Source organism: Actinomyces massiliensis 4401292 (assembly GCF_000269805.1).
Classification (GTDB): Bacteria; Actinomycetota; Actinomycetes; order Actinomycetales; family Actinomycetaceae; genus Actinomyces; species Actinomyces massiliensis.
The window spans coordinates 940,563-960,627 of the sequence record NZ_JH711481.1; the positions used below are offsets into that span (position 1 = coordinate 940,563).

At 66.3% G+C, this 20,065-nt stretch carries 19 protein-coding genes; 8 read left to right on the forward strand and 11 right to left on the reverse strand.

The genetic code is table 11. The features are described 5' to 3' along the window. Positions 1–123 precede the first annotated feature (123 nt). From W5W_RS0104005 to W5W_RS16010, 10 genes are all read right to left on the reverse strand, one after another. Positions 124–1,755 carry a sensor histidine kinase gene (locus tag W5W_RS0104005; RefSeq protein WP_238533302.1) on the reverse strand — a complete coding sequence of 544 codons (1,632 nt, stop codon included), beginning with the start codon at positions 1,753–1,755 and terminating at the stop codon, positions 124–126. A gap of 171 nt (positions 1,756–1,926) precedes the next feature. Then, the gene (locus W5W_RS0104010) at positions 1,927–2,667 is read right to left on the reverse strand and encodes a response regulator transcription factor (protein ID WP_008730119.1); all 741 of its coding nucleotides are present in this window, start codon (positions 2,665–2,667) and stop codon (positions 1,927–1,929) included. A 91-nt stretch (positions 2,668–2,758) separates the two neighbouring features. Beyond that, positions 2,759–3,460 carry a response regulator transcription factor gene (locus W5W_RS0104015; protein WP_029574063.1) on the reverse strand — a complete coding sequence of 234 codons (702 nt, stop codon included), beginning with the start codon at positions 3,458–3,460 and terminating at the stop codon, positions 2,759–2,761. A 5-nt stretch (positions 3,461–3,465) separates the two neighbouring features. Continuing rightward, positions 3,466–4,827 carry a sensor histidine kinase gene (locus W5W_RS0104020; protein WP_017194438.1) on the reverse strand — a complete coding sequence of 454 codons (1,362 nt, stop codon included), beginning with the start codon at positions 4,825–4,827 and terminating at the stop codon, positions 3,466–3,468. Between the two features lie 125 nt (positions 4,828–4,952). Next, positions 4,953–5,816 carry an ABC transporter permease gene (locus tag W5W_RS0104025; protein ID WP_017194439.1) on the reverse strand — a complete coding sequence of 288 codons (864 nt, stop codon included), beginning with the start codon at positions 5,814–5,816 and terminating at the stop codon, positions 4,953–4,955. A gap of 71 nt (positions 5,817–5,887) precedes the next feature. Beyond that, on the reverse strand, positions 5,888–6,862 hold the full coding sequence (locus W5W_RS0104030) for an ABC transporter ATP-binding protein (protein WP_017194440.1): 975 nt from the start codon (positions 6,860–6,862) through the stop codon (positions 5,888–5,890). A gap of 179 nt (positions 6,863–7,041) precedes the next feature. Next, complete coding sequence (locus W5W_RS0104035; protein ID WP_008730116.1) at positions 7,042–7,641, reverse strand: NYN domain-containing protein; 600 nt, start codon at positions 7,639–7,641, stop codon at positions 7,042–7,044. Between the two features lie 183 nt (positions 7,642–7,824). Further along, entirely contained in the window at positions 7,825–8,676 is an 852-nt protein-coding gene (locus W5W_RS14570) for a PspA/IM30 family protein (protein ID WP_017194441.1), read from the reverse strand. A gap of 281 nt (positions 8,677–8,957) precedes the next feature. After that, on the reverse strand, positions 8,958–10,349 hold the full coding sequence (locus W5W_RS0104050; protein ID WP_238533243.1) for a hypothetical protein: 1,392 nt from the start codon (positions 10,347–10,349) through the stop codon (positions 8,958–8,960). A gap of 449 nt (positions 10,350–10,798) precedes the next feature. Beyond that, a complete protein-coding gene (locus W5W_RS16010) occupies positions 10,799–10,960 on the reverse strand; it encodes a hypothetical protein (protein ID WP_008730127.1) in 162 nt (53 codons plus the stop codon). A 227-nt stretch (positions 10,961–11,187) separates the two neighbouring features. On the opposite strand from W5W_RS16010, the gene W5W_RS15575 reads away from it, so the two are divergent. The 8 genes from W5W_RS15575 (at position 11,188) to W5W_RS0104090 (ending at position 18,511) form a co-directional block, all read left to right on the forward strand. Then, positions 11,188–12,372, forward strand: a complete 1,185-nt coding sequence (locus W5W_RS15575; protein WP_008730109.1) for a hypothetical protein — start codon at positions 11,188–11,190, stop codon at positions 12,370–12,372. A gap of 35 nt (positions 12,373–12,407) precedes the next feature. Then, positions 12,408–12,839, forward strand: a complete 432-nt coding sequence (locus W5W_RS0104060) for a hypothetical protein (protein ID WP_034498639.1) — start codon at positions 12,408–12,410, stop codon at positions 12,837–12,839. Between the two features lie 374 nt (positions 12,840–13,213). Further along, positions 13,214–13,630, forward strand: a complete 417-nt coding sequence (locus W5W_RS0104065) for a hypothetical protein (protein ID WP_154650239.1) — start codon at positions 13,214–13,216, stop codon at positions 13,628–13,630. 1,041 nt (positions 13,631–14,671) lie between these two features. Then, the gene (locus tag W5W_RS16015) at positions 14,672–15,193 is read left to right on the forward strand and encodes a hypothetical protein (RefSeq protein WP_154650240.1); all 522 of its coding nucleotides are present in this window, start codon (positions 14,672–14,674) and stop codon (positions 15,191–15,193) included. Beyond that, the gene (locus W5W_RS16020; protein WP_154650241.1) at positions 15,190–15,822 is read left to right on the forward strand and encodes a hypothetical protein; all 633 of its coding nucleotides are present in this window, start codon (positions 15,190–15,192) and stop codon (positions 15,820–15,822) included. Before W5W_RS16015 ends, W5W_RS16020 begins: the two co-directional genes overlap by 4 nt. Positions 15,823–16,168: 346 nt before the next feature. Further along, positions 16,169–16,642, forward strand: a complete 474-nt coding sequence (locus W5W_RS0104080; RefSeq protein WP_008731155.1) for a hypothetical protein — start codon at positions 16,169–16,171, stop codon at positions 16,640–16,642. After that, on the forward strand, positions 16,639–17,403 hold the full coding sequence (locus tag W5W_RS0104085; protein WP_017194448.1) for a hypothetical protein: 765 nt from the start codon (positions 16,639–16,641) through the stop codon (positions 17,401–17,403). Before W5W_RS0104080 ends, W5W_RS0104085 begins: the two co-directional genes overlap by 4 nt. 124 nt (positions 17,404–17,527) lie before the next feature. Then, entirely contained in the window at positions 17,528–18,511 is a 984-nt protein-coding gene (locus tag W5W_RS0104090) for a type 1 glutamine amidotransferase (RefSeq protein ID WP_017194449.1), read from the forward strand. Between the two features lie 131 nt (positions 18,512–18,642). Here W5W_RS0104090 and W5W_RS0104095 read toward each other — a convergent pair whose 3' ends face one another. Beyond that, complete coding sequence (locus tag W5W_RS0104095) at positions 18,643–20,064, reverse strand: FtsX-like permease family protein (protein WP_017194450.1); 1,422 nt, start codon at positions 20,062–20,064, stop codon at positions 18,643–18,645. Between the last annotated feature and the right edge of the window lies 1 nt (position 20,065).

The following is a 20,065-nucleotide window of genomic DNA, read 5'->3' on the forward strand; positions in this document are numbered from 1 at the left end:
GAAGGTTGTGAAGTTGAGAGCGTGTTCGGCCGACCACCTTTACGGCCATCTTCATAGTGTTTCATGGACCCATAGGCTGCACAAGGAACAAGAACCACTCGGGTCACTCGGGCACCTGCGGGCTCAGGGGCGTCCCGTCTGCCGGCTGAGCTGTCGATGGGAGTGCCGACCGGGTTGCTGGCCGGGCTGTTGAAGGGGCTGCTGGCCAGGCGCTGGCGGCGCGCTGGCGATGCTGGGGAGCAGGGCCGGGATCTCGATGTGAACCGTCGCGCCGCCCCCCGGAGTGCGGTCCATGCGCACCGTGCCCCCGTGCCGCTCGACGATCGCCGAGACGATCGCCAGCCCCAGGCCCGATCCCCCCGTCTTGCGGTTGCGGGAGGTGTCCGCCCGATAGAAGCGCCGGAAGACCTTCTCCACATCCTGGTCGGAGACTCCCGGACCGTGGTCGCGCACCTCGACGACGGCGACGGTCCGGGCGTTCTCGCCGGAGGCCGCCGAGGGATGCGGGGCGGCACTCCGCCCCGCCGCTGCCCCGCCCGCCGTCGTCGCGTGCACCGCCGGAGCCTCGGTGCGCACGCCAACGGCGACCTCCACCGGGGAATCCTCGGGGGTGTGCCGCAAGACGTTGCCCAGCAGGTTCGTCAGCACCTGGGAGAGCCGGTCCTTATCGCCGATGACGACGATCGGGGAGGGCTCCTGGCCGGATGCCGCCGCATCGTCGTCGAGCGGGATCAGTGCGCAGTCGCGCTGAGGGGCGAGGACCATCATGTCGGTCAGGGCGCCCGTGGCGATCGCCGTCAGGTCGACCTGCTCCATGGTCATCTCCCGGCCCTCATCCATGCGGGCGAGCTGAAGAAGATCATCGACGAGGCGCCCCATGCGCGAGGCCTCGGACTCGATGCGCCCCATGACCTCGTCATTCCGCTCGGGCGGCACGCCCCCCATGCGGTAGAGCTCGCCGTAGCCGCGGATCGCGGCCAGGGGGGTGCGCAACTCGTGCGAGGCGTCGGAGACGAAGCGGGTCATGCGCTCCTGAGCGACCAACTGGACGTCGAATGCCTGCTCGTTGCGCTGAAGCATGATGTTGAGCGCCCTCTGGAGGGAACCCACCTCGGTGGTGGACGGCTCGGTGTTGGGCACGCGCGCCGACAGGTCCCCCGAGGCGATTCTGCCCGCCACGCGTTCGATCTGGCGCAGGGGGCGGAAGGATCGGCGCACGAGGTAGGTCGCCGCGGCCGCGCCCAGGACGATCACCGAGATATTGGTGAAGGCCACCATGAGACGGGTCTGCTCCACGGTCTGCATGACGTTCTTCAGCGGCAGGCCGATCGCAACGACGCCGGTGAACTCGCCCTCCGACGCGATCGGCAGGGCGATCACGCGCCACTCCTGTCCGGGCAGGCTGGAGGCGGCGGTGAAGACCTCCTGGTTCTTCGCCTCCTCCAGGGAGAGCGTGCCCAGCACGGGGGTGCCGTACTCCCCGGCCGTCTCGTCGGAGACCATCTTGCCCGACGTGCCGTCGAGGTACTGCGCCTCGACGTAGTAGGTCGACGGCAGCTTCTGGCTGTCGCCGGTGCGGATCTGGCTCAGGCCCTGACGCCCGATCGTCCCGGCCGTGGACTGCAGCTGCTCGTCGATCTGGGTCATCAGGTGGGTGGAGAGCAGCGAGGTGACCGATAGGGAGGCGATGAGCAGCCCCGTGGTGAGCAGCCCCGTGGTGATCAGGGCCAGACGGCTGCGCAGAGGCTGGGCCATCCAGGCGCGGCGCACCGTCGTCAGCGGATGCCAGCGCCCCTTCTTGGTCGGGCGGTGCTGACGGGTTCTGCGCGTCCGGCGGGAGGTGTTCTTCGTGGTGGTGGCGTTACGACGGGCAGGGCCGGCCCCGGATGGGCCGGTGCGAGTGTTCCGCCTGGCGGTGCGCACCGCTCACTCACCCTTGGGTTCGCGCAGCATATAGCCCACTCCGCGGCGGGTTTGGATCAGCGGGGTGACGATCTGCCCGTCCTGCCCCTCGACCTGATCGATCTTGCGCCGCAGGTAGGAGATGTAGGACTCGACGATGGCCGCATCCCCGTTCCAGTCGTACTCCCAGACGTGGTCGAGGATCTGGGCCTTGGACACCACCCGTCCGGCATTGAGCATGAGGTAGCGCAGAAGCTTGAACTCCGTGGGCGACAGCTCGACGTCCACTCCGGCGCGGTGCACCTCGTGGGCGTCCTCGTCCAGCACGAGGTCGGCCACCCGCACGACGCCGTCGTCCTCCTCGGCGCCGTGCGTCCGACGCAGTATCGCGCGGATGCGGGCCACGACCTCCTCCAGGCCGAAGGGCTTGGTGACGTAGTCGTCGCCTCCGACCGTCAGGCCCTGAACCTTGTCGGCCATGTCGTCGCGGGCGGTCAGGAAGAGGATGGGGGTGGTGATGTCGCGCTCGCGCAGGCGCCGCGCCACGGTGAAGCCGTCCATGTCCGGGAGCATGACGTCGAGCACGATGAGGTCCGGATCGGCGCCATCGACTCCGTGGAGTGCGCCGTTGCCGTCATCGGCCGTCGTCACCTCGAAGCCGGCGAACCGCAGCGAGGAGGCGAGCAGGTCGCGGATGTTGGGCTCATCGTCGACGACGAGAAGATGAGCCTCGTGAGACGTGGAAGAGTCCTGGATGCGATCCATATCCGCAACTGTGCCCCGGGATTCTGAAAGGTTCCTGGATGACGGTTGTGGCGTTGATCCCGGAGGGTGGGCGTGGAACGGCGGGGATCGTTCAGATCCAGCCCTTGGAGCGCGCGATCTCGGCGGCGGCATGCCGATTGGGCGCACTCAGCTTGAGGGCCGCCGCGGACAGGTAGTTGCGCACGGTCCCGGGGCTCAGGTGGGCGCGTCGGGCGATCTCCTCCACGGGAGCGCCGTCCGCGGCGAGCTCCAGGACGTCGGCCTCGCGCGGGGTCAGCGGCGAGTCGCCGGCGGCGATCGCCTCGGCGGACAGTTCGGGATCGACGTAGCGCTGACCGGCGTGGAGGCGCCGGATGATCTCGGTGAGTCGTGCCGCCGGAGTCGTCTTGGGGACGAACCCCCGCACGCCTGCGGCCAGCGCCCGCTTGAGGTACCCCGGGCGCGCGTGAGAGGTGAGGATGAGGCACTTCGTCTCCTGCGGGGTCCGCTGTGAGGAGTGCGAGGAGCGTGAGGAGTCGGAGATCGCCGCCGCCACCTCGATCCCGTCCGCACCGGGCATGAGCAGGTCGAGCACCGCCACGTCGGGCCGGTGCCGCTCGATCTGGACGATCGCCTCGGTGCCCGAGGCGGCGACGGCGACGACGTCGATGTCCGCCTGCAGGGACAGGATCGCCTCCAGGGCCTCCCTGATCAGGGTCTCGTCGTCGGCGACGACGATCCGGATCGCAGGCGCCGGGGACGGCGGGGGCGCCTGGGACGCCGGATCCTCTGGGTACCCTGGATGCTCAGTCAAGGGGGTCAACGAGCTTCTCCTGCCGTCTGGGCGATCGCCGCGGGTGCAGGCTGAGCCGGCTCGGTGGACGGGGCCGGCGGGCGCGGAACCCGGGCAGTGACGGTGAAATCATCCCTCTTCCGGTGCGCTGCCAGGGTGCCGCCGACCGCCTCGATGCGCTCGGACAGGCTCGCCAGCCCGGAGGGTGATCCCTTCTGCGTCGGCCCCGGGGCGGCCAGGGTGATCGCGTCTGCCGAACCGGCCTCGGCCGCCGGATCGCGGGCGCCGTCGTTGGTGACCGTGAGGGCGGCACCGTCGTCATCGAGGGCGACCCGGATGGTGCACGACCGCGCCTCCGAGTGGCGCACAACATTGGTGACGGCCTCCCGCAGGACCAGGGCCAGCGGTTCGGCCGCCCAGACGGGGATGGCGGTCTCGCCTATGGTGCGGGTGGCGATTCCCGCCGAGGCCAGCAGGGAGTGGGCGCCGGCGAGCTCGGTGGCCAGGTCCGGGCGGCGGTACTCGGCGAGCACGGCCCGCACCTCCTTGAGGGCGTCGTCCGCCAGGGTGCGCACGTTTCGGGACTCGGCGGCCGCCCGCGGAGCCTCTTCGGCATCGGCCAGGGCGGCGGCGAGCTCGGCCTTGACCGCGACGGTCGTCAGCGTTCGCCCGAAGACGTCGTGCAGGTCCCGGGCGATGCGCAGTCGTTCCTGGGCGACGGCCAGGTCCGCCCGCATCAGGTCGAGGTCCTCCTGGGCGCGCACCGAGGACAGGATGGCGAAGGACCAGCGCGTCGCCAAGGGCATGAGGATCAGCATGAGGGAGGTGGGGAAGAGGCCTCCCAGGACGATCGGGCCGGTCGGAGGGGAGTCCGGGCTCGGGATGAGGTGGTGGGCGAGCGCTGACCCGGCGGCCACGGCGCCCGTCGAGGCCAGGCCCAGCAGAACCATCCGGCTGGCGCTCAGGAGCGGGGCGAGGACGCACAGACAGGCTCCGATGGTGATAGTCAGCTCCGCCGTCGGGTGGGACAGGGAGGTCGCACCCGGTGGGAGCGCCCCGATGGCGGTGACAGCGCCGGCTGCGGTGGTGGCGGCCAGGAGCGCCCGGCACCACCGGGGTACGGGGGTGTCCTCGATCTCGTAGGCGGCCACGTGGTGGAGGGTGATCCCGCAGGCGACGGCCTCGGCCGTCTGGCACGCGAGGAAGGGGAGCGTCCAGGGGGTGTAGACCGGCGCTCTCGCATACGACAGGGCCAGGCACGGCGGCCAGAGCACGAGGAGGGCGTACATCGACCACAGGGTGTATTCGCGCAGCCTGGTGGTGCCCTCGCCCCGGCGCCCTCTGCTGGGAGGGCCGGCAGCGGGCGGGAGCGGGGCGCTGTGGATCATGAGCGGGTTCCTTCTGGGTTCCTTCTGCGTCGAGGTCGACATTCTCGAACGAGGGCGACGGTGCCACCGTCGCCCTCGTTCGAGAATGTCGACCTCGACGATGGGGCGGCGGGCGCGGCTGCGGCTCAGCGACGGCGGGCGAAGCGCATGGTCCGACCGGCGATCGCCCAGGCGGCCACGCACCAGCAGGCCAGGCAGAGCGCCGGCCGACCGGCCGCGATCAGGGTGCTGGTGAACCCCTCGGCAGTGATGCCCCCGTCCAGGCTCGTGCCCGTCATCCCCAGCGAGACCAGATCGGACATGGCGTACAGGGGACTTCCGGCGGCGATGGCGCGCAGTCCTTCGGACATGGAGGCCGGCAGGAAGGTCCCCGACAAGAAGATGAGCACCAGGAACAGCGGCATCGTGGAGTACTGGGCGCCCTCGACGGTTGCGGTCCACGTCGAGCTCCACGCCGCCGTCGCCGCCAGGAACACGGTCCCGCCCACCAGGGCGACCAGCATGAGCAGGGGGTTGGCGAGCGAGTGCATCCCCATGAGCGCCATGGCCGCCGCGGTCCCGAGGACCACCTGGGCGACGGCGACCGCGGCCGACGGCAGACAGGCGCCGACGAGCGCCTCCCAGGGGCTCGCCTCCCCGGTGGACATGCGCTGGAACACCCCCTCCTCGCGCCTGGTGACGAAGATGATCGTGAGGTTGTAGTAGACGACCATGAGCATCGACCAGGTTGCGAGCATCTCCACCAGGAAGGTCGCGAAGGCCGGACCGGTCAGGTCCCGCCCGAGCAATGGGCTCATGAGGCCGACCGTGACGGGTGCGAACAGGAGGGCGGTGGCCAGGACGGTGGGGTTGCGGACGAACAGCCGGATCTCCGCCCGACCGATGGCGGTGATGCGGCGCAGGGCGCGCGGGCTGACGGGAGCGGTGGTGCTCGACCACGTGCGAGGGGCCGCCGAGGCGGTGGCGTTGTCGGCGAAGGCGGGATTCATGGTCTCCTCCTTGAGGCTTGATGGGGGGGCGGGGCACGTGCGGCGCTCGCAGGCGGGGCGCTGCAGGGAGCTCAGGCGGCTTCGGGGGCGCGGCGGCCGTCGTCGTCAGTGCTGTCAGTGTCTTCAGCGGTGAGCGCGAGGAATGCCTGCTCCAGGGAGGCCGAGCGGGCGTTGAGGCCCGTCAGGCGGACGCCGCGGGTGTCCGCCAGGTGCATGAGCGCCGACAGGGTCGTCTGCAGGTCCGAGCTGAACAGTCGGATCCGGTTCCGTGCCCGCTCCGGGGCGTCGACGAGCGCGGGGAGAGCATGCAGGTCGGCCTCCCCGATCGGCGAAGGGTCCGGCAGGCTGAATGACAGGTTCGAGGCGTGGTTCGAGACGATCTCGGCGACGGTGCCCTGGGCGCGAACACGACCGGCGGCCATGATCAGGACCCGATCGGCGAGCTCCTCGGCCTCCTCCAGGTAGTGGGTGGTGAGCAGGACGGTGGTGCCCTCGGCGAGCATCCGGCGGATGAGGTCCCAGGTGCGACGGCGCGAAGCCGGGTCCAGGCCCGTGGTCGGCTCGTCGAGGAAGAGGATGTGAGGGCGGCCGAGGATCGCCATGGCCAGGTCAAGACGACGGCGCTCACCGCCGGACAGGGACTTCACGCGAATGTCTGCGCGGCGAGTGAGGTCCACCAGCTCAAGGACCTCGGTCACGGGGCGCGGACTGGTCAGGGTCCCCGCCCACATGCGCAGCGTCTCGGCGACCGTGAGGGCCTGGGCGAAGCCGGCCTCCTGAAGCATGATCCCCATGCGGGGGCGGATGAGGGGCCGGTCGCGCACCGGGTCGCGGCCCAGGACGCGGACCGTGCCCGATGCGGCGGGGACGATGCCCTCGATGACCTCGACCAGGGAGGTCTTGCCGGCGCCGTTGACGCCGAGGACCGAGACGAGCTCCCCGCGCGCGACCGAGAGACTGACTCCCGCGACAGCGGTGAAGGCGCTACTGCCCTTGCTCCCCTTGCCGTAGGTGCGCGTCACGTTGGCGGCCTCGATGATGGCCATGTCGTCCTCCTGGGCCGATGCTTCTGATCGGCTCCAGGCTCTCCCGGATTCCGGGCCGCCGTTACTGAGAGGCGTCACCGGTTCTTATGAGGACCGCATGGGGTGGGCATGACAAACGTCACGCCCACCGGCTTGCAGCATGGCTCTGGATGGCTTGTATGGCTCTGTGCGGGGCGCGCTCAGATGAACTTGAGCGGGTCGAACTCGTCCAGCGGGATGATCCGTACGCGCGGCAGCGGGCTGGTGAAGGCGTCCACATCCTGCTCGAGGTCGTGGATCACCAGGCCGTTCTCCTCCAGCGCCGCCAGCTGGGCGTTGAGGAACTCTCGGAAGCACAGCACGCCGACATAGGCGCCCGCGGCCAGAAGGCGCTCGACCTGCGGGATGTAATCGCCGTCGTGCGAGCCGAGCAGGACTTGAGCCCTGTGCCCCGACTCGGCGCGCGAGGCCAGCGCATCCAGCGTGCGCTGGATACCGACGTCGACGACCTTCTCCTCGGTCTCTCCCGATCCGGCCAGTGGCAGGGGGCGGTACTCCATGGCCATGAGGGCCTGGACGAATCCCATCGGCATGTGCCCCGAGGTGGCGTTGAGGAAGAACAGGGCGGTGGTGTCGGCGCCCTCGCCGCCGGCACTGGCATCGGACAGCTCGTCGCAGAAGGAGAGCACGCGGTCCCAGCGGGGACGCTCCTCTGGCTCGGGCCGGCGTCCCAGAACGCTCATGCCCAACGTGGCGTCGATGTTCTCCCCGTCGACGAGGAGGTAAGTGGGGGTGCTCATAGCGCTCATGCTAGCGCTACCAGGGGCCGGCGGCCGTTTGTCGGCGGTGTGCGGCGATCGGCGTGGCGCCGCCGGCGACCCGCATGAAGCGGCGCCCCGGGGGGAACAGGATCCTCGGAGCGCCGCTTGCCGGTCGGTTCTGCTGGTCGGCGGTGCGCCGGTTTCAGCGGGAATCAGAAGCAATCAGTAGGAGGACTGCTCGGGGTCGATGGGCTGGGCGGCCGGCTGGGCGTTCTCGGCCTTGAGCGCGGCGAAGGCGGCGTCGACGTCATCGCCGTCCGTGATCTGCGCCGGAGAGGACGCGCCGGGCAGCGCGCTGTTGCCGCCCGACTTCAGGGCCGCCAGGCGGGCCTCGGCCTCCAGGTCCGCGCCGGATGCCTCCAGCTCGGCGAACTGCGATTCCAGCGAGGAGCCGGCGAGCTCCATCTGCCCGGCGGCCTGCGCCTCGACGCGGCGGACCTGGTCCTCGTAGCGGGAGAGCTCGCTGGTGGGATCCATGACGTTGATCGAGCGGATCGCGCCCTGGACCTTGACCTGGGCCTCGGCGGTCTTTTTACGGGCGATGAGCTGGTCGCGCTTGGAGTGCAGCTCGCCGAGCTTGGCCTCCATCTGCTGCAGGCCCGTCTTGAGCTGCTCGACGACCTGCTGCTGGGAGGCGATCATCGGCTCGGCCTCTTTGGCCTCGTTCTCAGCCGTGATCTGCTTGGTGAGGGCGATCTTGGCCAGCGAGTCCCACTTGTCGGCGCCGACCGAGTCCCCGCCGGCGCGCAGTTGATCGGCCTTCCGGGAGGCCGCCAGCGCCTTGTTGCCCCAGTCCCTGGCCTCGGCGATGTCGGCGGCATGGTCCTTCTCGGCCAGTCGCAGGTTGCCGATCGTCTGGGCGACGGCGTCGCGCGCCTCCGAGATGGAGGCGGTGTAGTCGCGCACCAGCTGGTTGAGCATCTTTTCCGGGTCCTCGGCGCGATCCAGGAGGGCGTTGACGTTGGCCCGGGTCAGCTGGGCGATGCGCCCCAGGATCGACTGCTTCTCGGCCATATGCGGTGTTCCCTTTCTCTGTGCCCGGCTGCCGGGGACGGCGCGCGAGCGGGTCTGTAGTTTCGGCTCTGTTCTATTCGGCTCTGTGGCTCGGCGGAGTGTCTTCGGACCATCGTTCCAGAAAACCCGGGTGCCGCCCAGCGCCCGGGGGTGGGGGAGGGGACGTATCGCCGGGAGCCTCGCGGACCCGTCAGGCCGGCTCGTAGAGTTGGTCGTGCAGGTCTGTCAAGCCGGCCGGACCGGCCGCGCCGGCCTCGATATCAGTCCAGCCCAGCACGGCGTCAGTCGAAGAAGTCGAAGTCCAGGTCGGGACCTCCCCAGCCGCCGTGGTGGCCTCCGCTCAGTCCTCCCATGAGCAGTCCGCCCAGGACCAGGGAGCCGACGTCGAGCCCGCCGCCGCGACCCTGGCCGCCGCCCGCGCCCGAGTCCGAACCCCACGACCCGGACTGGCGCACGTCCGCCTCGGCCAGTGTCTGGGCTTGGGCCACCAGCGGCTCGCCTTGGGCGACCTCCGACAGGGCAGCAGATGGGTCGGTGTCCTGGATCGAGTTGGCGGCTCCCGCGTGCCTGGAGGCCTCCGACAGCGCCGTCCGCGCAGAGGGGCCCACGGCCCCGCGGTGCGTGGTGATGTAGGAGGTGACCGCCGTGATCTGGGAGTTGAGACGCACCAGGCGCGAGCCGAGCGAGGCGCGCGCGCGAGAGTTGTTCTCCTCCTGGGCGCGGGCGGGCGCGAGTGCGGCGTCGAGCGCGGCCTCGGCCTGGGCCAGGTGGTCCAGGGCGGCCAGCGGGTCTCCGGTGGCCCCGGGGCCGGAAGCGGCCCGGCCCTCGGCGACGGCGGCCTCGGCATCCGCCACCAGTGGGTCCAGGGATGCGGACGGCACCTGGGATCCCAGCCGTTTGGCGTCGATCAGGTCGGAGGAGATCGAGGCGATGGCGGCCGTCAGGTCCGCGGTGGCGCGCTCGAGGCGCTCCCGCGCCCCGGTGACCTGGGCGGCGAGTTCGCCCGCCTGGGCGATCGTGCCCTGGGCGATGCGCACCTGCTCCACAGCGGTGGGGTGCTGGCCCGCCTCGATGGAGGCTCGCGCCTGGTCCAGGGCGGTGCGCCCGGCCTCGAGCAGACGACCGGCGCGCTCGGGAGCCTCCGAGACCGAGGTGAGCGAGCCGGCCGGATAGGTGGCGTGGAGGGTGACCAGCAGGGTGTTGGCCATGGCGATCGCCTGCTCGGTCTCATCGGCCCTCTGGGCGGTCTCGGCCACGGACGTCGGCAGATTCGCCTCCAGGCCGCGGCGGGCATTGAAGGCGGACTCCTGCTCCTTGATGATGCCGACGGCGTCGTTGCACCGCTGGAGGATCTCGCTGTACATCTGGCGCTGGACGGGCTCGGTCTCAGGGATGTCGTCGTCCAGGAGCTTGCGCAGCTCGAAGGAGCGGGCCAGGTGCCCGCGGGCGGTCTCCAGCGCCGCGGTGAAGGGGTCCGTCGCCGACAGGCCGAACTGGGCCTGGGCGTAGGACAGCTCCTCGGAGGCCGAGCGCACGGCGTCGTCGGCTGTGACCAGCGCCTTGCCCGCCCGGACCCGAAGGTCCTCGACCGTCACCACCTGCGGTGAGACGACGGGGGTGTCGCGCTTGCGTTTCCAGAACACGTCGGGCTCCTCGGGTGTGGGTGCGAGCAAGCTTATCGTCCTTGCAGAGGTGCCGGCCGGGCAAGCCGTTTCGCGTGGAGCGGGCCTGGGCCGGGTGTGGAGCGCGCGTGAAGACGTGAAGATGGGCATGGAGAATGGGCGTGGGGCCCGAGCGGTAGGGGGTTGGGTGAGGGCGGGGCGGATTTGGACTGCTGCCGAGCGTCACCGACCGCGGTCGAGTCAACGAGCGGGGCGGTTCCTCGTGACTGAATCGTGATCGAGTGGTACCGTCGGCGCCGTCCCAATCCGCGATGAGTAGTGACACGACGAGTAGCGAGAGGCCGTCGGATGACGAGTAATTTAAAATGGGATCACAATCAGGCCATGTCAGCCAAGTCGAGCGTGGATTCGGCAAATAGTTCTATTAGTGGGGATTCGGTAAATTCACCATCGGGCTGCGGGTGGTCGGCGGCGGATGCCTCGGCGGTGGTGTCGAACCTTCAGGCAGCGTTGTCGGGATTGAAATCGAGCATCCCGTCGCTGTCAACCAGTTTATCGAATGCCGACTCGACTATGACGTCGGCTGATACGCACAGCGCGAGCACCGTTCCGCAGTGCTCTCCTGCCCAGTCAGGCACGGACCCGGGGACGACGTTGGGCACAAGTTCCTCCTCGAAAGGGAGCGGGAAGCCTCATTCATCTTCTTCTCCCGCGATGTCCGCAGATGCGGGGTCCACGTGGGGTGGTTCTTCCTCTGGGGGTGGGGGGACGACGTCGGGATCGCACTCGGGGACGCCTTATGCGGGTATGAGCTCGAATCCAAACGGGCGATAAATAGGCCATCGGGTCTACACGACTGAAACGATTCCAAACACAAAGGGTAGTAGCCTTGTCTATTGACACCCATTTGGATGCGACGCCGTCTGATATCACGGCGTCGGCAACGGAGATCGGTAATATCAAGACGCATGTCGATAGCGCCGAGACCGATTTGATCAGTGCGCGCAAGACGATGGCCAGCATGGACGGGGCGACAGCCATAAATGCTGCTATTTCGATCAGCCAATCGGCCGATAAATGCAAGGATATGGTCTCTACTTTAGGCAGTTATAAGACTGCTCTGGATAATCTTGCCAGCGCTCTGGGTAAAGTTAAAACGGATTTGGAGGGGATTCGCAGCAGGGCCACCGAAGGCGGGTTGACTCTTTCCGGAGAGACTATTCTTCAGCCGACAACTTCTTACCCGTTCGGACCAGATCTCAATAATTCATATGAGGTCTACGAAAGTAGTATTGAACAAGAAAAAATCACCTTGTACAACACCCTGGAGACCGATACCAGCGATATTCGAGATAGGGAGACCGAGGCAAGGCAGGCATTCGCAGATGCTTGCAAAAAAATCACAGACGGAGGCCCTGTTGCCCAAGCGGTCAAGAGTACGGTAGGTGGCTATTTCGTTCCTTCGGTCAATAATGGCGACTGGAGGGATCCAGTAAATGCAGCCAAATGGGCTGTCGGTCGTGCTGGTAATATCAAGACGGTAATGGAAGCAGGCGGCTTGAGGGCAACAGGCGCAACCTTCAAAAGGGCGACGGATGGTGCTGGATGGGCCGGCAAGATAAAAGATGGATTCCATAATACCGTCGGTCGAGGGCAACTCAAGAACTGGAAAGTACCCGATGCAGCGAAAGGGTCCACCGGTGCAAAAGCAGTTAGCGCAGCGCGAGGCGCCGCTGGTACTGCTCTCAAGTGGGGTGGCCGGGCAAGTACGGTGGCGACTTTTGCGGTTGATGCGTACGGGCAGTGGAAGAAAGACTCGCACAATCCGTCCATAGGTGAAGGCGAGAAAGTAGTCCGGGCGACCACTAAGGGAGTCGGCTCAGCTGCTGGTGGTTGGGCTGGCGCTGCGGTAGGCGGCAAAGCCGGTGCCGCTATAGGTGCCTGTGTCGGTGGTCCTGTTGGTGCTGCGGTCGGTGGTATTGTCGGCGGTGTTGTTGGCGGCGCTATTGGATCTGGGTTGGGGAAGAGCCTTGCTGATGGTGCTAATGGATTGCTTCACAAATGGTTGCATTGACGATTGTCGCTGGTGGTATGAGGCGGTGAGTGAGCATGTCCAACCAAGTATGGGTTGGGATCGGGGGACTCGTGCTGGGCGGGGCGATGCTGGTCAACTGGTGGTTTGAGATGTTCTCAGACTCCTGGTATGCGGAGTTGTGCCGGTCTTTCATGGAAGAGTTCAACCTAGGTCGTAACACCACCGCGCTCATCGAGCCTGCTGTGGGAGGCTTCTTAACATCCGGCGGGGGATTGTCTCTGGCGCAGGCGGCCGGTTTCGAAATCGGCGGTCCGCTGACAACGTTGTTTGGTATAGGAATGTTCCTATCTCTTGCAGTAGGTATTATCGGTTTGGTTCCATTTCGGCTGCCGCAGTTCATGTATCCGGAGGGGCAGATGGAGAAACGGCGATGGCGTGAGACGAAGCAGCGTCTCCAGCGGGAGGCGGAGGCTCAGCGGGCTGCAGATGCCACTGAAAATGAGTGAAAGGGCGTGACGGCCCTGGAGCTTTCCGGTATTGGGTTCTCCGCGCGATGATGTATCCCCTCGTTCTCATTAGAGACGGAAGGAAACGCATATACCTGTGAGCTCGCGGCTCAACTTGTCGTGTATGTGTGCGAGGCCATTGGTCTCATCGAATCTGTCGGTGAAGTTGGCGGCCTTCCTTCTGGCCCAGGCCGGTGCCGCTATAGGTGCCTGTGTCGGTGGTCCTGTTGGTGCTGCGGTCGGTGGTATTGTCAGCGGTGTTGTTGGCGGCGCTATTGGATCTGGGTTGGGGAAGATGGCTGCGGACAAGGTCAATGGTTGGGTCCATGGCTTATTTCATTGACGGATGTTAGCACGATTTGGGGCAGTGACTCGTGTCTAAGGAATTATGGGCTGGTATTGGCTGTCTGATACTGGGGGCTGGGGCATTGATTACCTGGTGGTTTGAGATGTTCTCTGACTCCTGGTTTGGGGAGTTGGGCCGGGCTATAACGGATGAGTTCAACCTAGGTCGTAACACGACTGCGATTGTCGAGCCTTCTGTTGGAGGCTTCATGATCTTTGGTGGTGGGGCTCTGTTGGTGGATAATAGCAACTCGCTCATGTGGATCTTTGGTCCGGGTTCATTAGTGTGTTTGGCTGCGGCGGCAATGGGTTTGGTTCCATTTCGGCTGCCGCAGTTCATGTATCCGGAGGGGCAGATGGAGAAACGGCGATGGCGTGAGACGAAGCAGCGTCTCCAGCGGGAGGTGGAGGCTCAGCGGGCTGCAGATGCCACTGAAAATGAGTGAAAGGGCGTGACGGCCCTGGAGCTTTCCGGCAGGAATCTCCACATGATGATCTACCACCACCGCGCCGTGGACCCAGCAGTGGTGGGTGGATACTGCGAATGACGTCGTTGCTGCAGCTGCACCTACAGGTACGCGAGGGCCGCTGTTCCCACCGGAACCACCTGGTGGGAACAGCGGCCCTCGCGTAGATCACCGGGGCGCCTCGCCTTCAGGCCTGGATCGACAAGTGATGCGGGAGCCAAGAACAGCGCGTGTGCTTGGACGCCTCAGGAGGGTGACGTCCCGTTTCGCCGATCTGGCGACCATTCGGACTACGCCATACGGTGTCATCCGTTTGGGTGATACTCAGTCGCAGCGTACATATGCCTAGAATTGTTGGGACCGCCGAATAGTATTCTGTGGGACCAACAATCTTTGCTCATCCGTAATTCAGACATAGATTTACGCCCAGGTCTGACAAGACTGCTATAGCTGCTACGGGAGTTTTGCCCATGGGTTTTATGATCGCTGGTTGCTACCTTAGCTCCCATGATTCCCGGACCTTCGGAAAAACATAAGTCCTGAATCTCGGGAGATCGTATAGGCGCTCTGTGAGAGGAGACTCTGAATGACATTGAAATGGGATTACGCTCGGGTGGCGGCGGCGCTTTCGCTCTTGAACTCTGCGAGCGGACAATTGGGTGATAAATCGGTGAGTGCACCGGCGGGATGCGGGTGGTCGCAGGCGGACGCAGAACCGGCCGTAGCGCACCTCCAGGAGGCATTCTCACGCTTGTGCCCCGGCGTGTCGTCGATTTCGGAAGCTTTATCGAAAGCGGATAAGAACATGCGGTATGTTGATGAGCAGAACGGCCGCAGCACTCCACGTCCGCCAGCTCTTTCTCCCCCTCCCTCTCCGCCTTCCTCGCCTGCTCCTCCGCTTATTCAAGCTCCTCCGATGCCTCCTCCCTGCTCTCCCTATCCCCCGGGATATACGGATCCCTCTATTCCTGTTATAGAACCGATTACAAATCCCATCACGCCCTACGGAGGCAAGTAATCATGCCTATCGACACACATCTGGACGCTAATCCTGCCGATATTACAGCTTCGGCCGCTGCCGTCGAGAAAATTAAAGCATCCGTTGATAAATCTGAAGACGATCTAATCGGCGCGCGGAAGAATCTGGCAGAACTTGAAGGTGCAACGGCGGTCAGCTCTGTCGGTTCGATAAACTCCTCGGTGAAGAGCTGTGAGGGCCTGGTGTCAGGACTGGGGAACTACAAGACCGCTCTTACCGAATTTGCGAGCGCTCTCAGCAACATTAAGGCGGACTTGGAAGGTGTGCGCAGTGAGGCCAGTGGCGGTGGGTTGACGGTTTCGGGGGAGAGCGTGCTCGACCCCACAGGAATGATAACTGAATATGCCTGTGTTGCCGTAGATGAGCAGAAAAAAATCTGTACAAAAGTTTGGATAAGAAAACATCGGAGATCCGCGACCGGGAAACCGAGGCCCGCAGGAATTTTGCGGACGCCTGCGCCGAGGTTGCGGCGGCAGACCTACCTGCTCCCATTCGAACGGTGACGAATCCTGTAGTCGATTATGTGCTGCCTTCTGCGGGGAGTGATGGGATATCGACAGTCGGGAACGCTTTTACCTGGGGTGTCAACCGTGTTGATGATGCCAGTAAACTACTTAAGGGGTACGGCTTGAGGGCGGGCGAAGCGTTTTCTTTGAAAGGAGTTCATGCTCTTACCGCGCCTAACAACGTTTTTGGCTCGATCTTCGCCAAAACTCGCGATGTGATCGATATGAGGAGTCTCGATAATTGGTTGCCAAGTCGTGCGATAGAAGAAGGATCCAAGGGCGCCAAGGCACTTAATGGCGCCAAGTGGCTCGAATCGGGGCTCAATGTGGCCGGTAAAGTGGCTACCGGGGTGTCCTTCGGGGTCAGTGCCTACGAGCAGTGGCAGAAAGACTCGCACAACCCATCAATCGGTGACGGTGAGAAGGTAACTCGAGCGGTGACGAAGGGTGGCGTTACTGCTGCAGGCGGATGGGCCGGCGCTCAGGCGGGCGCGATCATCGGTGGGAGCGTCGGCGGTCCAGTCGGAGTGGCTGTCGGTGGTATTATTGGTGGGATCGTTGGGTCTGGCCTGGGGGAGATGGCCGCCGACGGCCTCAATAATCTTTTCCATGGACTATTCCATTGATGAAGTTGACGATATTTCCCCGGCTTTCCGATTCAGAATCCCACACACCTGTGTCTGTCGGCCGCGCCAAGGGGCGCCGCCAATGCGGTCAAAACCGTCAGCGCTATCAGTTGCTATCAGTGCCGTCAGCACCAGCAGCACCGTCGGCGTCGCCGGGGCTATCAGCCATTGGCGTGACTGCGCCGTCGAACAACGGTCAGTCTGACCACTATCCTGGTGATGGTGCCGGTGAGACGACCACTCGGGCGTCCGGCCGGACGGATACAGCCGGTCAGGCACTCGGTGCTGCCCCACCGCTCACGGCCTACCGGGCCATGACCATCTGCGAAGGATGATGAGGAGAACGATGCGTGACACAATCAACGTCCAGCTCGCCCCGGGGTGGCAGACCATAACCCCCGACGACCTCCCCCCGGGCATGCTCGACGCCGCAGGCGACACAGTCCGGTACGTGGCGGCGGCTGTGCCCGCCACTCCCGCCTACGCCCCCAACCTTGTCGCCGTCCGCACCACGCTTGACCCGGATGAGAACCCGGAGGAGACCCTCTTCAATTCCGCCCGCCTCATGGCGGACAGCATCCCCGGTATGCGCATGATTGATGAGTTCCCCGCCGCCGGCTCTCCGGAAGGGCGGCACCTCCGCAGCGGCATCTATATCCTCGACGACCAGGCTCTCACCGTGTTCCAGGTGGCCTGGGTGGACCAAGCCGATGACGGCATCCATCTGTGGACGGTGACCTTCACCTGCACCACCCGCGAATTCGGCACCGTTTCCGAACAGTTCCTCGCCATGAGTGACACCCTGGAGGTCGCAGCATGAGCTCTTTCGACACCGATCGCGGAGTCATCATCCTGGAGGCATCCCAGTGGGACGTCCTCGAGCGGATGGTCACCGGTCCCGTCGCCGAGCGCGCCACCTACGCCGAAGGCGCCCTCGCCGGTTTGGAAGACCTCGGCGTCATCGACCCCTACGGCCCGACTGCGGCGGCCCGAGAGGTTCTCGAGGGGCTCATGGCTGCCGATGCCCGATACAGCCTCCGTCGCCTCGACCCGACCGACACGGTCACCGTGCGGGATCTCGTCATTTCGCTCGCCTCACCCCGCTGCACCATTACGCGGTATGACGCCGATGGCGTCCACATCTACGCCTGCGACGACGTCGAGGTCCCCCATATCGCCCTGGCCAATGACCACCTGTACCCCCGGCCCATGATCGACGACGGCCCCGACGAGATCTTCGACACCCTCGCCGCCGCTACGCGCCTCGGGGACATTGATGCTGCTGTGAGAATCATGCAGATCATCGGGAGGAACGGGCCGCGCGCCTCCGATTTCGTCCGCGATGCCGAATCCGGACAATGGACCACGGTAGCGCGTGTGAGGGAGGACAGGGACCGAGACGGCTTCATCCCCACCGGGCAGATGCTCACCCTCGGCGTGAACAACATGATCTACGAGATCATGGAGAACGACGACCCCGTCGTCGACCCGAACGGACCCGCTACTAACATCCCATTGCGCCCCGTACTCGGAACCGAGGTCTGGTCCATGATCAGCCCCTGGCTGTGGGCGACCCCGTAGGTAGAAGCACGCGCGCATTCCGCGAAGCGCAGAAGTGCATTCGCCCGACAGAGCGCACCGCCTGCCGGGCGTATGCCCTCATGTCGCGACCACGACTGAGGACGAGCCACTCTACTCTAGGGTCATGACTGATAATTCGAACTCATCCACGGTGGTGCCGGCCGGCCGGGCTGCCGGGTCCCGGGAGGCTCGGGAGATCGCAGCGGCCTCTGCGTTCCCTGCATCGTCCGCTGCAGCCGCACCGGTCATCACCGTGGTCGAGCCCGAGGCCTTCGCCCCCCTGGGCCCCCTGGGCGAGTGGCTCTTCGCCGAGGGCGTCACCCTGCGAATGGTGCGGCCCTGGGTCGGGGACGCGATCCCCGACCTGTCCGAGATCGGCAGCGGGCTCGTCGTCCTGGGCGGGGCCATGAGTGCGCACGACGACGCCGAGCACCCCTGGCTGGTGGACCTGCGCGCCCTGCTGCGAGACGTCGTGGACGAGCGCGTGCCGGCGGTGGCCATCTGCCTGGGCTCCCAGATCGCGGCCGAAGCGCTGGGCGGTGTCACCGCGGTTCCCTCTCCGCACGGAGGCGAGGGCGGCGTCGTCGAGCTGGAGCTGACCGAGGCGGCCGGTCAGGACGCCGTCTTCTCCGAGATCCTCGACGAGGCCGTGCGCGCCGCAGTCCGGACCGGCATTCCCACTCGGGACGGCACCCGCCTTCCCGTCATCGTCTCCCACGAGGACGGCATCGTCCGGCTGCCCGAGGGGGCGACGCTGCTGGCCTCCTCGGCGGGCGCCCCGGTGCAGGCATGGCGCGCAGGCAGACTCCTGGCTCTTCAGCATCACCCCGAGTCCACCCCGGCGCGCATCGAGTACTGGCGCGCCCGCTCAGTCGCCCGCGCCATGGGCGTCGTCGAGGGGGAGGAGGTGGCCGAGGCGCTGTCTGAGGCCGAACTGCCCGCGGAGGCTCTTCAGGCGGGGGCTCGCGCCCGTGCCGAGGCCGAGCGAGTCGAGCCGGTCATTCAGGCCTTCGGGCGTGCCCTCGCCCGCGTTCTGGTGCGCGGCGCGCGGGCCTACGCGTCCGGGGCGGCCCGTTCGGCCCGCGAGGAGGCTGCCGCCCGGGACTGACGGCGCGCCGGCGGCGGGCCGGACGTCGAGGTCGACTTTTTCGAACGAGATCGACGGTGACACCGTCGATCTCGTTCGAAAAAGTCGACCTGAACACTGAACAGGGCGGGATGGGGCGCTCGCGCCGCGCCTCACACGGGCCGGCGGAGCCGATCCATCATGGGACGGTGGTCGAACAGAGCGGGCAGCCAGGTGGTGGCTACGGCGAGCACGAGCACCACTGCGACCACCGGCATGAGCGTCCGCACAGGCAGGGCCGTGAGGAAGACGCTCATCCCGCCTCCGGAGAGAACCGCGGAGCCGGCGGCGCTCAGGAGGGTGGCGATCAGGCCGAAAAGGATGCCGGTGACGGCGTAGATGGCGCCCTCGAGGACCGTGGTGACCATGAGTGTGGAGCGCCGGGCGCCGATGACGCCCATCAGCGCGCCCTCCTGCCGCCTGGTGGAGCCCACCATGGCGATATTGGCGATGCCGCCCGCACCCGAGATGACGAAGATGGGCACGGCGATGGCCAGGAACCCGGTGACGCCGCCAGTGGCGCCGGAGGCCTGGGAGGCCCCGACGATCGAGTAGACGACTCCGGTCATCCCCACGGCGATGCCGAAGGGGACGATCGTCGTCAGGCTCATGGTGGAGCGGTGGCGCGCGTTGGCCCGTGCCGCGAACCAGGCGGCGCTGCTGTCCCCGGGGATGAGGGCCGTCCACCCCGTCAGGAGGGGCCGGATGGTCCAGTTGGGGACGCACAGTGCGGCGATCATCGTGATCAGCGCCAGAGACCCGCCCAGCCCCGCCAGATGTCCCTCGATGTTGTCCATCTCCTTGATGTCGGCGGCCATCTCCGGATCGATCCCCTTGTGGCCGGCGAGCTCATCGGGGTTGGCCAGCGCGACGATCAGGACCATGACGACGCTGAACAGGAAGAGGCCCGCGACGATCCACTGCCAGATGCGGGTGCGGGCCGCCGGTGTGGCGGCCTCGCGCAGGGCCTGCATCTCGGGCGTGGTCGCGGCGCGCCGGGCGGCGCCCAAGCCTCCCAGAATGCAGAAGGCGGCGGTGATCGCGATGGTCAGGGGCACCGCGAAGACGGGTGTGATCACGGGCATGTCGGCCGGATAGGTCTGAAGATCGCGCCAGGTGAGCAGGTACCAGTCGGTGGCCGGCAGGGCCACAAGTCCGCCGATCAGTCCGCCGAGCAGGCCGATGATGCCGGTCTGGGCGAGGATGATGCTGCGGATGCGCCGGCTCGGGATGCCGATGATCTTCCACAGGGCGTGGGAGCGGGCCTGCGCGGTCACCGTCAGCGCCAGCGTCGAGGAGACGACGACGGCGACGGACAGGCCCGCATAGCCGACCAGGTTGGAGCCCAGGATGCCGGTCAGCTTGATGTACTCGGCGGATTGGGAGGCGTCGGCCCGGGCGGCGGACCACTGCTGGGCGCTGTACCAGGAGATGATGATGACACCGATGAAGATGCCGCCGGTGGTGGCCACCAGCAGCGACCACAGCCACTGGCGGGCATGGTGCTGCAGATCCTTCCAGACAAGTGCGGTCATG

Bases quoted from the DNA above. Each gene is read 5' to 3' on its own strand.
- W5W_RS0104005 (WP_238533302.1), bottom strand. From the start codon at position 1,755: ATGGCCCAGCCTCTGCGCAGCCGTCTGGCCCTGATCACCACGGGGCTG.
- W5W_RS0104010 (WP_008730119.1), bottom strand. From the start codon at position 2,667: ATGGATCGCATCCAGGACTCTTCCACGTCTCACGAGGCTCATCTTCTC.
- W5W_RS0104020 (WP_017194438.1), bottom strand. From the start codon at position 4,827: ATGATCCACAGCGCCCCGCTCCCGCCCGCTGCCGGCCCTCCCAGCAGA.
- W5W_RS0104025 (WP_017194439.1), bottom strand. From the start codon at position 5,816: ATGAATCCCGCCTTCGCCGACAACGCCACCGCCTCGGCGGCCCCTCGC.
- W5W_RS0104030 (WP_017194440.1), bottom strand. From the start codon at position 6,862: ATGGCCATCATCGAGGCCGCCAACGTGACGCGCACCTACGGCAAGGGG.
- W5W_RS0104035 (WP_008730116.1), bottom strand. From the start codon at position 7,641: ATGAGCACCCCCACTTACCTCCTCGTCGACGGGGAGAACATCGACGCC.
- W5W_RS14570 (WP_017194441.1), bottom strand. From the start codon at position 8,676: ATGGCCGAGAAGCAGTCGATCCTGGGGCGCATCGCCCAGCTGACCCGG.
- W5W_RS0104060 (WP_034498639.1), top strand. From the start codon at position 12,408: ATGTCCAACCAAGTATGGGTTGGGATCGGGGGACTCGTGCTGGGCGGG.
- W5W_RS16015 (WP_154650240.1), top strand. From the start codon at position 14,672: ATGCCTATCGACACACATCTGGACGCTAATCCTGCCGATATTACAGCT.
- W5W_RS0104080 (WP_008731155.1), top strand. From the start codon at position 16,169: ATGCGTGACACAATCAACGTCCAGCTCGCCCCGGGGTGGCAGACCATA.
- W5W_RS0104085 (WP_017194448.1), top strand. From the start codon at position 16,639: ATGAGCTCTTTCGACACCGATCGCGGAGTCATCATCCTGGAGGCATCC.
- W5W_RS0104090 (WP_017194449.1), top strand. From the start codon at position 17,528: ATGACTGATAATTCGAACTCATCCACGGTGGTGCCGGCCGGCCGGGCT.
- W5W_RS0104095 (WP_017194450.1), bottom strand. From the start codon at position 20,064: ATGACCGCACTTGTCTGGAAGGATCTGCAGCACCATGCCCGCCAGTGG.